At 43.7% G+C, this 12,476-nt stretch carries 14 protein-coding genes; 4 read left to right on the forward strand and 10 right to left on the reverse strand.

The window, feature by feature from the left end; all coding sequences use genetic code 11:
* Both IM450_RS06900 and IM450_RS06905 read right to left on the reverse strand, forming a co-directional pair.
* On the reverse strand, window positions 1-249 hold a 249-nt coding region (locus IM450_RS06900), incomplete at its 3' end, for a type II toxin-antitoxin system death-on-curing family toxin (protein ID WP_287668767.1).
* A complete protein-coding gene (locus tag IM450_RS06905) occupies window positions 246-470 on the reverse strand; it encodes an AbrB/MazE/SpoVT family DNA-binding domain-containing protein (protein ID WP_002751127.1) in 225 nt (74 codons plus the stop codon). The genes IM450_RS06900 and IM450_RS06905, both read right to left, overlap by 4 nt.
* 69 nt (window positions 471-539) lie before the next feature.
* On the opposite strand from IM450_RS06905, the gene IM450_RS06910 reads away from it, so the two are divergent.
* The 4 genes from IM450_RS06910 (at window position 540) to IM450_RS06925 (ending at window position 3,084) form a co-directional block, all read left to right on the forward strand.
* Window positions 540-824 carry a hypothetical protein gene (locus IM450_RS06910; RefSeq protein WP_016515349.1) on the forward strand — a complete coding sequence of 95 codons (285 nt, stop codon included), beginning with the start codon at window positions 540-542 and terminating at the stop codon, window positions 822-824.
* Window positions 825-894: 70 nt separating this feature from the next.
* Entirely contained in the window at window positions 895-2,451 is a 1,557-nt protein-coding gene (locus tag IM450_RS06915; RefSeq protein WP_287668769.1) for an AAA-like domain-containing protein, read from the forward strand.
* A 73-nt stretch (window positions 2,452-2,524) separates the two neighbouring features.
* Complete coding sequence (locus IM450_RS06920; protein WP_004163945.1) at window positions 2,525-2,746, forward strand: DUF433 domain-containing protein; 222 nt, start codon at window positions 2,525-2,527, stop codon at window positions 2,744-2,746.
* Window positions 2,747-2,751: 5 nt separating this feature from the next.
* The gene (locus IM450_RS06925; RefSeq protein WP_004163946.1) at window positions 2,752-3,084 is read left to right on the forward strand and encodes a DUF5615 family PIN-like protein; all 333 of its coding nucleotides are present in this window, start codon (window positions 2,752-2,754) and stop codon (window positions 3,082-3,084) included.
* 65 nt (window positions 3,085-3,149) lie between these two features.
* Here the strand turns inward: IM450_RS06925 and IM450_RS06930 are convergent, their stop codons facing one another.
* From IM450_RS06930 to IM450_RS06965, 8 genes are all read right to left on the reverse strand, one after another.
* On the reverse strand, window positions 3,150-4,214 hold the full coding sequence (locus IM450_RS06930; RefSeq protein ID WP_080602275.1) for a glycosyltransferase family 4 protein: 1,065 nt from the start codon (window positions 4,212-4,214) through the stop codon (window positions 3,150-3,152).
* 78 nt (window positions 4,215-4,292) lie between these two features.
* Window positions 4,293-5,576 carry a serine hydroxymethyltransferase gene (gene glyA / locus IM450_RS06935; protein WP_287668773.1) on the reverse strand — a complete coding sequence of 428 codons (1,284 nt, stop codon included), beginning with the start codon at window positions 5,574-5,576 and terminating at the stop codon, window positions 4,293-4,295.
* 731 nt (window positions 5,577-6,307) lie between these two features.
* The gene (gene ppc, locus IM450_RS06940; RefSeq protein ID WP_002802175.1) at window positions 6,308-9,364 is read right to left on the reverse strand and encodes a phosphoenolpyruvate carboxylase; all 3,057 of its coding nucleotides are present in this window, start codon (window positions 9,362-9,364) and stop codon (window positions 6,308-6,310) included.
* Window positions 9,365-9,615: 251 nt separating this feature from the next.
* Complete coding sequence (locus tag IM450_RS06945) at window positions 9,616-9,804, reverse strand: hypothetical protein (protein ID WP_002802176.1); 189 nt, start codon at window positions 9,802-9,804, stop codon at window positions 9,616-9,618.
* Window positions 9,805-9,812: 8 nt separating this feature from the next.
* The gene (gene minE / locus IM450_RS06950) at window positions 9,813-10,088 is read right to left on the reverse strand and encodes a cell division topological specificity factor MinE (protein WP_002802177.1); all 276 of its coding nucleotides are present in this window, start codon (window positions 10,086-10,088) and stop codon (window positions 9,813-9,815) included.
* Between the two features lie 29 nt (window positions 10,089-10,117).
* A complete protein-coding gene (gene minD / locus IM450_RS06955) occupies window positions 10,118-10,918 on the reverse strand; it encodes a septum site-determining protein MinD (protein WP_002802178.1) in 801 nt (266 codons plus the stop codon).
* A gap of 187 nt (window positions 10,919-11,105) precedes the next feature.
* On the reverse strand, window positions 11,106-11,933 hold the full coding sequence (gene minC / locus IM450_RS06960) for a septum site-determining protein MinC (RefSeq protein ID WP_043997860.1): 828 nt from the start codon (window positions 11,931-11,933) through the stop codon (window positions 11,106-11,108).
* Window positions 11,934-11,945: 12 nt separating this feature from the next.
* Window positions 11,946-12,296 (reverse strand): hypothetical protein, encoded by a 351-nt coding sequence (locus IM450_RS06965; protein ID WP_002802185.1) that lies wholly within the window; start codon window positions 12,294-12,296, stop codon window positions 11,946-11,948.
* Window positions 12,297-12,476 lie beyond the last annotated feature (180 nt).

The following is a 12,476-nucleotide window of genomic DNA, read 5'->3' on the forward strand; positions in this document are numbered from 1 at the left end:
TACTACGAAAGCTACCCGTTTATTACCATCTATAAAAGCATGATTTTTAGCAAATCCATAACCATAAGCCGCAGCTAAATCAAATATACTGGGTGTAGGTTCACCATAAGCAAGTAAATTTTTCGGTCTATCTAAACTAGCGAAAAACAAATTGTTATCTCGCACACCCGCCAGACCACCATGCTGTATTAATTGGTCTTCATGTATGGCTTTAACAATTATTTCATCTAACCAGAAAATTCCATTCATTTCCCTAACTCATGAAGTGCATTTCTGTATTTTGTGCTGACTTTTCTGTAAGCCTCCATTGCTTTTTCAAAATCAGGATTACCAGCAGTTATAATAATACCTGTTGGTGTTTCAGTGACAAATACACTGTCTCCTTCTTGAACTTTAAGTTTTTCCAGAGCTTCTTGAGGTAATGTTATAGCCAAGGAATTTCCAACTCTACTAATTTTTAAGGTGTACATTCAGTTAATAACCTCCAATTCAGTCAATTTGAGATAATAATATAAAAACAGAGTCTCATGAAAAACATCATGCAAGCATACAAACTCAAAGGAAAAATTGATCAATCTGGTAACTTAGTAATTACCGAACCCCTGAATTTACCCCCCAGAAAAGGGGAAATTGTAGTTTGGGCAGCTACAGATACCCTTGATCATACCACAACCCTAACCACTGAATCAGCACCAGAAACACCAAAAAGACCAACTAAAATCAAGGTTTTGCAAAACTGGTTTGAGAAAACCCAACCTGCACCTCCTGATTTTGATCCAGATCAAGCTAAATGGGAATATTTAAAGGAGAAACATAACCTGTGAAAATCTTGCTTGATACCAACATAATTATAGATAGTGTAAACTTAAAGAGTTCACCCACTGCCAAAATACCATGACTCGCTGGTTTAATATTGCCGGTCCCTGTAAGGACGATATCCACTATATGCTCTCTCCCACAGTGCGATTACCAGATTTAGAGGATTTAATTAAACAAGAAAGTTATTTTGTCCTACACGCACCACGACAAACGGGGAAAACCACCGCTATGTTATCCCTAGCAAAACAACTTACTGCTACAGGAAATTATGCCGCAGTCATGGTATCAGTGGAAGTAGGAAGTGCATTTAATCATGATCCTGCTGCCGCAGAATTGGCAATTTTAGGGGCATGGTATAATACAATAAATATCCGCTTACCTAAAGAATTGCAACCAGCTGCTAAACAATGGCAACAGAAAGAACCAGGAAATAGAATTAAGGCTTTTTTACAAAGTTGGGCAACATCTTTAAATCGTCCCATAGTATTATTTATAGATGAAATTGACTCTTTACAAGACCAAACATTAATTTCTATTTTACGACAGTTAAGAGATGGTTTTCCTAACCGTCCTGAAAATTTTCCCTCATCTGTAGGATTAATTGGTTTACGAGATGTGAGAGATTATAAAGTAGCATCTGGTGGTAGTGATAGATTAAATACATCTAGTCCTTTTAATATCAAAGTTGCTTCTCTTACCATGCGAAATTTTAATCTTGCAGAAGTAGGAGAATTATATCAACAGCATACAGCAGCAACTGGACAAATTTTCACACCAGAAGCTATAGAAACAGCATTTTATTTAACCCAAGGACAACCTTGGCTAGTCAATGCCTTAGCTAAAGAAATTGTAGAAAAAATGGTAAAAGATAGAAGTATTACTATTACTAAAAAACATATTTTAACAGCCAAAGAAATATTAATAGCTCGTCAGGATACTCATTTAGATAGTTTAGCGGAAAAACTCAGAGAAAAACGAGTTAAAAACATTATTGAACCAATTTTAGCAGGGCAAACCTTACCCGATACCCTAGCAGATGATAGGCAATATTTAATAGATTTAGGATTATTACGACGTGATCCGATGGGGGGATTAGTTATTTCTAACCCCATTTATCGTGAAGTTATTCCCCGTGTTTTAGTACAAGGAACTCAGGACAGTTTACCTTTAATTAGTCCTAGTTGGTTGACAGCAAAAGGTGAATTAAATATAGATGCTTTATTAACAGCATTTCTCAAATTTTGGCGACAGCACGGAGAACCATTATTAGGTAGCACTGGTTATCATGAAATCGCTCCACATATAGTATTAATGGCTTTTTTACATCGTGTGGTTAATGGTGGAGGAGTTTTAGAAAGGGAATATGCAATTGGTAGTGACAGAATGGATTTATGTTTGCAGTATAAAGATGTAATTTTAGGGATTGAATTAAAAGTATGGCGGGATAAAAAACGCGATCCTCAAGCTGACGGAATTGAACAATTAGAATCTTATTTAGGGCGTTTGGGTTTAGATTTTGGTTGGTTATTTATCTTTGATAGGCGAAAAAATGCTTTACCAATGGAAGAAAGATTATCCACTGAAGTTGTGGTGACAGAAAATCAATATAGAATTACTGTGATTAGAGCTTGACTGTTTCCAAAACTACTGTTTTTAGCAGCAATAAATGGTATGATAAAATTAATAAAAATGCCCTCCTCACATCATGAATTATAGAGACTATATCACAATTGAACCCAATAAACGTGGTGGTAAGCCTTGTGTGCGTGGCTTGCGAATCACAGTTTATGAAGTGCTTGAATACCTAGCTTCGGAAATGACAGAAGAAGAAATTCTTGAGGATTTTCCCGACCTGACGCGAGAAGATTTAAAGGCTTGTATTGCTTATGCGGCTGATCGTGAACGTCGGTTAATGATTTCGACTTGATCAGCATGAAATTACTATTTGATGAAAACTTATCCCCTAAATTATCTACCCGTTTGAGCGATATTTTTCCAGACTCGCTTCATGTTCGGGATGTAGGGATGAAAGCAACAATAGACCCGATAGTTTGGAATTATGCCAAAGATAATGATTTGATGATTGTCTCAAAAGATGCCGATATGCACGATCTAAGTTTAGTGTTTGGGAATCCTCCCAAAGTCATCTGGTTGAGACTAGGAAACTGTTCTACTTTACAAGTTGAAAATTTACTGCGTCGAGAGTTCAGTACAATCAAATTATTTTATGAAGATAAAAATTCATCATTGCTTGCTCTCTCATAGTGACAAACTGGATGCCGAAGGGATATCCGCAGAAAAAAGCTGATAGCTGACGACTTTAAGATGGCTTACGGTTCACTGCCACGATTGCGCCAGACTTGCCAACCGACGTAACCGAGGAGGAGAGTCGCACCAAAGGCAAAACCCCAACCACTGGGAACATTGGAGAAACCGAGGGCTAAACTGCCCACCCAGAGAGTTAGGGAGTAGATAAATAATACTGTCAGACGGTGAGAGATACCCGCTTTCAGTAAACGATGGTGTAAATGACGTTTATCAGCCACAAAAGGGGATTTTCCGCGTTTGAGACGGGAAATAATCACCGTGGACATATCGAGGAGAGGAACCGCGAGGATGAGATAGGGTAATAGGACGGCGGTAACGGCAACAGTAGTCACAGCAGTAGTTTTAGCCAATCCAATCACCGCCACACCCGCGAGGGTAAAACCCATAAAATAGGCCCCACCATCCCCCATAAAAATTTGGGCGGGGTTAAAATTGTAACGCAGAAAACCCAAGGCCCCACCCGCTAAAGCGGCGGCGATAATAGCGGCGGCCGGTTGTCCCATCACCAAAGTTACAATCAAAATCACCACGGCAGATATACCCGAAACCCCTGCCGCTAATCCATCTAAACCGTCAATCCAATTAATCGCGTTAGCCATCCCCACTAACCAGAGGAGAGTAACTGGCAAACTTAGCCAATGAATTTGTAATAAATCGCCGAAGGGAATAGAGAGGAAATCGATCCTAACGCCAGCTTGCCAAGCTAGAAAAGCGACGCTAAACTGCATTACCAGACGATTGAGGGGGGAAAGATTAAAAAGATCATCCGCTAGACCGATGAGGAAAAAGCCCAAACCGCCTAGGGTTACGCCCCACACTTCCCATTCTCGATCGCTGTTTAAACCTGCAAACCCTCCCAACCACCAAACAATCAGGAGGGCAGTTAAAGCGCCGACAAAAATCGAAACTCCCCCCAGTCGAACCATAGGCTTTTCATGGACCTTCCTTTCGTTGGGTTTATCGACGTAACCGCTTTTCAGTCCGACGGTTCTGACGAGGGGGGTACTCCAAAGTACCACGGTATGGGCGATCAGAAAAGCAATTAGATAGTATAAATCTCCAGACATGGGAATTGGGGGGCGATTTAATTCACAATTGGCCACTGACAGGCAATCGCCAATTATGAGTTTTTATTATCTCTCGTTTTAGGCCAAGGCGGGGACGGAAATATGGAGATGGGGATAGAGGGGGAAGCTTTCACAAAGTTTCCCTACCCGTTGACGGCAAGCAGTTCTCAGGGCTTCATCACCGGAATTAAGGAGAATATCGGCGATAATGTTGCCAATCTCGATAAATTCCGTTTCTCCTAGTCCTCTGGTGGTCATAGCCGGGGAACCCAAGCGCAGACCACTGGTGACAAAGGGAGACTCGGGATCGAAGGGAACAGTATTTTTATTAGCGGTAATATTGATAGTACTCACCAAGCGATCGGCTTCTTTCCCGGTCATGCCCACGGATCTTAAATCGAGTAACATCAAGTGATTATCCGTACCATCAGTGACAATTTTAATCCCTCTAGCCTTCAACTGACCGGCTAAAGCTTGGGCATTAGCGATTACTTGGCCCGAATAGATTTTAAACTCCGGTTTCAATGCTTCCCCAAAAGCCACCGCTTTCGCTGCAATCACGTGTTCTAGGGGACCGCCTTGGGTACCGGGGAAGACGGATTTATCGAATTTTTTGCCTAATTCCTCGTCTTTGGTCATAATTAAACCCCCCCTAGGACCGCGCAGGGTTTTGTGAGTGGTGGTAGTGACCACATCACAGTGGGGTAGGGGGTTAGGATGATGACCAGTGGCCACTAAACCGGCAATATGGGCGATATCTGCCATCAGGTAGGCCCCCACTTCGTCAGCGATGGCGCGGAATTTCTCGAAATCAATCTGGCGCGAGTAGGCAGAATAACCGCAGATAATTAGTTTGGGTTTTTCCTTGCGGGCGATGTCAAGGATGAGATCGTAGTCGAGGAGTTCGGTTTCGGGACTTACTCCGTACTGTACGACTCGGAACCATTTCCCGGAAACGTTAACGGGGGAACCGTGGGTAAGATGACCACCGTGGGAGAGATCCATGCCCATAATCGTATCGCCTGGCTGCAAGAGGGTCAGGAAAACGGCGAAATTAGCTTGGGCCCCGGAGTGGGGTTGTACGTTAGCGTGATTTGCCCCAAATAGTCGTTTAACCCGATTGATCGCTAATTGTTCCGCTTCGTCAACGTATTCGCAACCGCCATAGTAGCGTTTTTTGGGCAGTCCTTCCGCGTATTTGTTGGTTAAAACCGAACCCTGGGCGGCCATGACGGCAGCCGAGGTAAAGTTTTCACTAGCGATTAATTCTAGGTGATCTCTTTGACGTTGCAGTTCTTTTTGCAAAATCCCTGCGATCGCTGGATCGGTCAGGGATAGTATATCTAAGTTCGTATCAGTCACGGTTACTCGATCCTTTCTTTAACAATTTACCTGTAATCATTCGGTCACTTTCTCCATTTTGGCACAATCTCTAATCTTCCGACACACCAGTGAGCTTAATTGCTTCTCTTCGGGATCGATCATCGATTGTCAACTGTTAGCGGTAAAATATTCATTTTTAGTCCATAAGTGATAGTAAGTAGGTAGGCGTTAAAAATTATCAGACACCCCCCTTATCAAGGGGGAATTAAAGGGGGGACTAAGGGGGGATCGGCACCCCCCTTATCAAGGGGGGCAGGGGGGATCGAACCTAAAATCCATTTTTAATTTAATTATAACCAGCTACTTAATATTAGCCAATAGAACCCCCCAAAGGCTGGGATTGAGTGATAAAATCGGCAATAAAGCCCAATTTTAGCGGTAATTTTCCCTTGAAAAATAACAACTTAGTAGAAATTCTAGAAAAAGTTGACAAATCACAAAAATAGGGGGGATTACCTTCAAGATAACCACCGGAAAACTACCATTAATTAGGGCTGGCTGAAAAAATCTAAAAACCTTATTGGGTAAGATTTTTAGACTTTTTTCCCCTCAAAAAGTGCCAGCCATTGCGGGGATCGGAGGGAAATTTCAGGGACTTTTTCCCTGAAAATTAGGTGGTTGACCCCCTCAAAATCCCTACACCCTACACCCTACACCCCACACCCTGCCCCCACCAATACACTTTTTCAGCACACCCTAATTATCTGTAATCAACCAGTATTTCTCATCCCTGCGGCAATACCATTAATCGTCATTAAAGCGCCCCTTAATAACTCCTCTTTAGAATAGCGGAAATGAATCACACCGGATTGAGCTTGACTATTGTATTGACGTAAACGCTTGAGGAGAGACACCTGTAGGAAACCGAGGGGAACGATCGAACCATTGCGTAACTGCACCGAGCGCTGTAAATTCGGATCATTATCCAATAAATGTTTCTCACCAGTGATCTGGAGAACAATCTCGCTAGTGCGATTATATTCCTCTTTGATCCTTTCAAACAGACGTTCAAAACGTTCTCGATCTTCCTGTTTAGAAAGTTCACTGACGTAATGATAGGCCATCTGTATATCCACCTTCGATAGAGTCATTTCTGCCTTAGAAATCACCATCTGGAAGAAAGGCCACTTGTGATAAAAATGGCGTAACAATTCCAAATTTCTGCTAGGAGAATCATCGAGAAACATCTGTAAAGCTGTCCCTAAACCATACCAAGCCGGTAAAAGAAAACGGGTTTGGGTCCAACTAAACACCCAAGGAATTGCCCGCAGGGTAGTTAAATCCTGTTGACCACTTTTCCGGCGGGCCGGTCGGGAACTAATCTGTAAAAGACTAATTTCAGGAATGGGAGTTACGGACAGAAAGAAGTCTAAAAAGTCCGGTTCTTCATAAATCAAACTGCGATAGGTTTGCCGTGAACAGGTGGCCAACTCCTCCATGATGCGATTCCAGGGTTCGAGATCATCAAAACCACTGCCCAGTAAACTTGCCTGTATGACTGCTGTTACGGCCGTTTCGAGGTTATACAAGGCCAATTCCGGTAAAGAGTATTTCGAGGCTAAAACCTCGCCCTGTTCGGTGATTTTAATGCGACCGTTAATAGTTCCCCGGGGTTGGGCGAGGATAGCGGCGTAGGCCGGACCCCCACCGCGACCGACGGAACCGCCCCGGCCATGAAAAAGACGTAGATCCACGCCGTATTGTTTAGCGGTTTTTTGTAAAGCCTTCTGGGCCTTATGAATTTCCCAATTACTGCTTAAAAAGCCGGAATCCTTGTTACTATCGGAGTAACCGACCATAATCTCCTGTAAATTACTCGGTTCGAGGATGGCAGGTTCCGGGGTCACGTCCTCCCCGTTTAAAGCCGCTAAATGGTCGTAACTGCTGGCTAGGGTTGCCCGATAGAGGGGCAATTCAAACAAAGTCTGCATGATGCCGGGGGCGTGTTTGAGGTCATCGACGGTTTCAAAGAGGGGAACGATGCGGAGGGAACTGCGGCTAGTGGCGGGGTCGTATAAACCGGCTTCTTGGGCTAATAACAGCACTTCTAGCACATCGCTGGCCTCGTTGGTCATGCTGATAATGTAGGTTTGGCAGATTTCCAGACCGAATTCCCCTTGCAGACTTCTTAAAACTCGCAGGGTTTCAATGGTTTCGCAGGTTCTTTCCGAAAAGGGCATTTCCCGGGGAATTAGCGGCCGACGGGTTTTTAATTCCTCCACTAACCAGGCGATTTTTTCTGATTCGGTTAATTGACCGTAGGGTTTCGGTAAAACTCCCAGATATGCGGCGATTTCTTCGATACATTCGGCGTGACGGGTGGATTCTTGCCGAAAATCTAACTGAGTTAGGACAAAGCCAAAAATCTCCACTTGGGCAATCAGTTGATCCAGTTCTTGACAGGAAAGACCGGTTTGAAGGAGACTGCGCTGTAATAGCTGTAATTCGGCTAAAAACTCGGAACCAGAGCGATAGATGTTGGTTTCGTTGAGTTTAGTTAATAATTGTCGTTCTTCCGGGTCATTAAGGCGATTATTGCGATCGCGGGTATTTTCCAGACGTTTTTGAATAAAGGCTAATTTGAGGCGATAGGGTTCCTGACGGTAGCGGATGGCTAACTGGCTATAGATTTCGGGCATTTGCTGTTTATCTCTGTCCAGGGAGTCCAGCAACTCCGGCAAGACGTGACACCAGTGCAGGGAGGCACTTAAAATACTGGTCAGGTCGCGAATAGCATCGAGATATTTTTTAATAACGAGATTGCGCTGATAACAGCAGGTTTTCCAGGTGACTTCGGGGGTAACGGAGGGATTGCCATCCCGATCCCCCCCCACCCAAGAACCAAAGCGACAGAAGTTATTTTTCGGCGCTCGTAAACTGGGAAAGGAGGATTCTAGGCTTTGCTGCAGACGCAGGGTTAACTGGGGTAGGGAATCAAAGAGAACTTCATCGAAGTAGTGCAGAGCATAATCCACTTCATCGACGACGGTGGGTTTAAATTGGTGTAGTTCATCTGTTCGCCACCAAAAACGAATTTCTTCTTTTAACTGTTTGGTGACTGTTTGTGCTTCTCTGGAGTTAGTTAACCCCAGACTGCGAAAGATTTCTTCTGCTTGGTCGAGTTTTTCGAGAATGCCCGAGATGCGGCGCTGTTTAATGCGAATGGTGTGACGGACAATTTCTGTGGGGTGGGCCGTGAAAACCAGACGAATATCTAACTGATCGAGAAGACGCTGAATTTCTTGGGGAGGGACGTTAACCTGTTTGAGATAGGGAAATAACCAGTGAAATAGTCCCGATTTTGGGCCGGAGTGATCGGACTCGTTCAGGGTTTTTTCTAACCAATCGGCCCCGACAATGGTGGCTAAAAGGCTTTTTTGCCTTGGGTCAGCCTTGGGACTTTCGTTTTCTTCCCCGATCACCGTCCGTCGCAGTAGTTGCTGATCCCTTTGTTCGTAGTGTTGTTCGATTATATTTATTAACTGGAAATAGAGGGCAAAAGCGCGGGTAACTTTGATCGCTTCCCCTAGTTCCAAGTCTTCGATCATTTTGGCGATTGTTGCTTCTGGACTATCATCGGTCACTTGTCCTTCCTCAGAACAGAGATGGCGCAGTAATTCCAGTAAATCGACTAATTCTTGACCACATTCGGAGACTAAGACTTCTTTCCATAAATCTTCGATTAATTTCAGTCTTTGCTGCAGAAACAGGTTGGAAGTGCTGAAAATATCCTGTTCGGTTTCGGTCGAGGGGACAAGGACGCTCATAATTTCAGTAATCAGTAATCAGTAATCAGTAATCAGTAATCAGTAATCAGTGAAAATAGGGATTAACTGCCTTGAAATGAAAAACTCTATCAAAGCAATAACTGATCACTGATAACTGATCGATCGGGATTAGTTCTTAGGGTTTGTCAAAAATGAGATTATATGCCAAAGAATCACATTTTTTCCGATTTTTAACAAAAATTTCACTATTTTTGCCTCTTTTCAGGGGGCAAAAGGACTTTTTTCTTGGATTATTGGTCACTTTTGACCGGTAACTGATCGGGAATATTGAGCAGCGGCAAGCGATCGCCACGAAAGATTTCCTCGCTGTCTTTCCCGACTTCTATCAACCAATTATTAATAGAACGTAGTCCCAAGTAGGATAAAAGAAAGGGACTAACCGCTAGACTAAGCCAAAGCTCGATCGGTTTAGTTTTCATGGCAATTTCTAGGTTAAAGGACGGCGTTTAATGCGACGAATCGGAAAATTAGCAATCAGGGCGGTAGTTCGTTGGTCACTTTCTAGGAGTAACTCGGTTTCCTCGGTGTCGATATCAAGATAACGACTGACCACTTCTAAGATTTCTTGACGCATCATATTGAGAATTTCGGGACTAAGATCGGCGCGATCATGGGCTAGAATGAGTTTTAAGCGTTTTTTAGCTTGGTCGCCACTTTTGCCCGAACCGCGCCATGCGAGAAGTTTATCGATCAGGTCATTCATAGTAGGTTAAGGGGTTGAGATGAGAGAGTTTAAGGCCCAAATAAGCGACGACGCAGACGAGTGAGAAACCCTTCCTGACCGGCCATTAAATCTAGAAACGGCACATCGCGACCCTGTAAACGCTGGGCAATGTTTCTAAAGGCCATGGCGGGGAGAGAGGTCTTCTCCTCTAATACTAATGGTTCCCCTTTATTAGTGGAAATAATAATTCTTTGATCGTCGGGAATAATCCCCAACAGGGGAATTACCAAGAGGTCGAGAATATCCTCGACGCTGATCATCTGGTTGAGTTGAATCATTTCTGGCCGCAGCCGGTTGACGATCAGACGGATACTCTTAATATCTTCGCTTTCTAGTAATCCCACCACGCGATCGGCATCTCTCACCGCCGACATTTCTGGGGTAGTAACGATGATCGCTTCCTGGGCAGCGGCGATCGCATTGCGAAAACCCATTTCAATTCCTGCCGGGCAATCAATCAATACATAGTCGTAACTTTTTGACAATTGGGCGACTAAATCCTTCATTTGATCGGCAGTAATCGCCTCTTTGGTACGATTTTGTGCCGCCGGTAATAGGACCAGATTTTCCTGTCTTTTATCCTTAACTAAAGCTTTATCAAGGCTACAATCTCCCGCCACCACATCGAGGGCAGTATAAACGATACGCTGTTCTAATCCTAACAATAAATCGAGATTTCTCAGTCCGAAATCAGCATCGACAAGGGCGACTCGACAGCCTAATTGAGATAAGGCTGAACCTAAGTTCGCCGTTACTGTCGTTTTACCAACTCCTCCCTTTCCCGATGTCACCACAATTACACGAGCCATAATTTATATCAGTTATCAGTTATCAGTTATCAGTTATCAGCTATCAGTTACCGGTTATCAGTTATCAGTTATCAGTTATCAGTTATCAGTTATCAGTTTGATAGAGTTTTTCATTTCAACGCAGTTAATCCCTATTTTTACTGGTCACTGAATCACCGTTTACTGATCACTGTTTACCGGTCACTGATCACCTTTTTTCTACCCATCCCACTTTATCTTTAAAGGTGTAGGTTCTGGAAAAATTATAAGCCCCAATGATGCGGATTCCTCCTTCGCTGATACAGGCAATTTCTGCTTCAATGCGATCACTAGCTAAAGCCGGAGCGCGTGCCACTAATTCCGCGATCCTCAGTTGAGTTAAGTCGATTCGCAGGGCCATAATTACCGCTGCTCGATCGCCGCGGAATCCAGCATGGGCCACACCGCGCAAACTCCCCCAAACTAATATATCGCCATCAGCGACGATCGATCCGCCGGGGTTGACATCGCCCATGATTATAACTGTACCCGGGTGACGGATTTCTACACCCGATCGCAGGGTGGTTTTTAAGTACAAAGGTTCGGCGAGGAGGGATGGCAGCGGTTGCTCGTCCCCAAAAACCGTGGGACTCGATCGCATTTGTTCGACATTGTAACCCATAGTTGCCGCTGCCACTGCGGTTTGTCTTCTTTGGGTTTGGATGGTATGTAGGGGTAATTCGGCGCTGTCTAAAATTGTGGCGATCGCTTGTAGTTGGCGCGTATCCATCAGGCGATCGTTGGCCTGTAGGTGTACTGGTGTTCTAGCGGGGCTGTTTTGGCCGCTATTACGGAGATAATATTTTAATCCTGTCAAGATATCTGTCCAATCCTGACTTGTCTCCCCGGCGCTGGTTTTGGGCAAAATTAGCACCAATTTCTCACCCTCGCTTTTTAAGTGGATTTGGGCGTATCTCTCTATTACCGAGGCTGATGGCTCAATTTTTTCGGTTTCTGAGTCGATTTCTTGATTTATTTCGGTTTTAGTTTCATCCATAGCCATAATTTTTTACTTAAACAAGACAAAGCGCAAAATAGCGATCAGCAAACCGACGGAAGCGGTAATTAGTGAACCTCCTAAAATGGTTATCAATGCCCAAATTTGATTTTTTTGACTGCCCTCGACTATTTTGAGGCGATTATCCATCCCTTCGACTCTTTCGGTTAATTTTGCCTGTCCTATCTCTAGGGATTTAACATCTTGCTTGATTTCTTTAATATCAGCTTTAATTTCGCCAATATCAGCCTTAATTTCGACGATACTATTCTCGATCGCCGTGAAACGAGTTTCGATCGCTTTTTGTCCGTTGATAATTAAGTCTTCTAGCCTTTTTAAGTCCGTATCGGCAAGAGTTTTCATAAAAATTAACCAGCTATCAGTATAGATGTTTCTTTAATTTTGACATCCTCGCCGCCGTAAAACGGACGGCGATTCCCAAACCTCACGATTTAGGTTTCTGCTTCTTTCCCTTGCGGGGTTCCGCACCTGCCTTAACAGATTTACTCTGTTCTGGTCTTATGGTCGCTCTACAGACTGACA

Source organism: Microcystis sp. M083S1 (assembly GCF_020246405.1).
GTDB lineage: Bacteria > Cyanobacteriota > Cyanobacteriia > Cyanobacteriales > Microcystaceae > Microcystis > Microcystis aeruginosa_C.

What these genes read in the sequence shown, in the direction of transcription:
- IM450_RS06905 (WP_002751127.1), bottom strand. Translation starts at nt 470, where the DNA reads ATGTACACCTTAAAAATTAGTAGAGTTGGAAATTCCTTGGCTATAACA.
- IM450_RS06910 (WP_016515349.1), top strand. Translation starts at nt 540, where the DNA reads ATGCAAGCATACAAACTCAAAGGAAAAATTGATCAATCTGGTAACTTA.
- IM450_RS06915 (WP_287668769.1), top strand. Translation starts at nt 895, where the DNA reads ATGACTCGCTGGTTTAATATTGCCGGTCCCTGTAAGGACGATATCCAC.
- IM450_RS06920 (WP_004163945.1), top strand. Translation starts at nt 2,525, where the DNA reads ATGAATTATAGAGACTATATCACAATTGAACCCAATAAACGTGGTGGT.
- IM450_RS06925 (WP_004163946.1), top strand. Translation starts at nt 2,752, where the DNA reads ATGAAATTACTATTTGATGAAAACTTATCCCCTAAATTATCTACCCGT.
- IM450_RS06930 (WP_080602275.1), bottom strand. Translation starts at nt 4,214, where the DNA reads ATGTCTGGAGATTTATACTATCTAATTGCTTTTCTGATCGCCCATACC.
- ppc (WP_002802175.1), bottom strand. Translation starts at nt 9,364, where the DNA reads ATGAGCGTCCTTGTCCCCTCGACCGAAACCGAACAGGATATTTTCAGC.
- IM450_RS06945 (WP_002802176.1), bottom strand. Translation starts at nt 9,804, where the DNA reads ATGAAAACTAAACCGATCGAGCTTTGGCTTAGTCTAGCGGTTAGTCCC.
- minE (WP_002802177.1), bottom strand. Translation starts at nt 10,088, where the DNA reads ATGAATGACCTGATCGATAAACTTCTCGCATGGCGCGGTTCGGGCAAA.
- minD (WP_002802178.1), bottom strand. Translation starts at nt 10,918, where the DNA reads ATGGCTCGTGTAATTGTGGTGACATCGGGAAAGGGAGGAGTTGGTAAA.
- minC (WP_043997860.1), bottom strand. Translation starts at nt 11,933, where the DNA reads ATGGATGAAACTAAAACCGAAATAAATCAAGAAATCGACTCAGAAACC.
- IM450_RS06965 (WP_002802185.1), bottom strand. Translation starts at nt 12,296, where the DNA reads ATGAAAACTCTTGCCGATACGGACTTAAAAAGGCTAGAAGACTTAATT.